At 73.6% G+C, this 728-nt stretch carries 1 protein-coding gene; it reads left to right on the top strand.

From position 1 onward, the window contains the following. Positions 1-583 (top strand): thiamine pyrophosphate-dependent enzyme (locus HMPREF0731_RS22345; RefSeq protein ID WP_007006547.1); only part of this gene is annotated, 583 nt, incomplete at its 5' end. Positions 584-728 lie beyond the last annotated feature (145 nt).

A 728-nucleotide genomic window follows, 5' to 3' on the forward strand; every position in this document is an offset into this window, starting at 1 on the left:
CCCGCGCCCGGCGCCGCCCGAACCGGCCAGCCCGATCCCGGCCGATTACCTTCTCCACCGGCTGCACCGGGCGATGCCGGAGGACGCCATCCTGGTGGAGGAAGCCCCCTCCCACCGCCCGGCGATGCAGGCGCGGATGCCGCGCAACCGCTGGGGCAGCTTCTTCACCATGGCCAGCGGCGGGCTGGGCTACGGGCTGCCGGGGGCGGTCGGCGTCGCGCTGGGCCGGCCGGGGGAGCGGGTGGTCTGCCTGATCGGCGATGGCTCGATGATGTATTCGCCGCAGGCGCTGTGGAGTGCCGTGCAGCAGCGGCTGCCGCTCACCATCGTCGTCATCAACAATGCCGGCTACGGCGCCATGCGCTCCTTCAGCCAGGTGCTGCAGATCCGTGGCGTGCCGGGCATCGAGCTGCCGGGAATCGATTTCGTCGCGCTGGCGCACAGCATGGGCTGTCCGGCGCAGCGCGTGGCCGATCCCGCGCAGCTCGACGCCGCGCTGGACGCGGCGCTGGCCTCGGACGGCCCGGCGCTGGTCGAGGTGCTGGTCGATGCCGCCGTGCCGGTGCTCTACCACAAGGCCTAGAGGGAGAAAGCCATGCTGGATGTTCCGCTGCTGATCGGCGGCGAAGGGCGCGAGGCCCAGGCGGGCGGGGTGTTCGAGCGGCGCAACCCGGTGGGCGGCCATGTCGCCAGCCGCGCCGCCGCCGCCAGCGCCGAGGATGCGCGCG

The organism is Pseudoroseomonas cervicalis ATCC 49957 (assembly GCF_000164635.1).
Taxonomy (GTDB): Bacteria; Pseudomonadota; Alphaproteobacteria; order Acetobacterales; family Acetobacteraceae; genus Pseudoroseomonas; species Pseudoroseomonas cervicalis.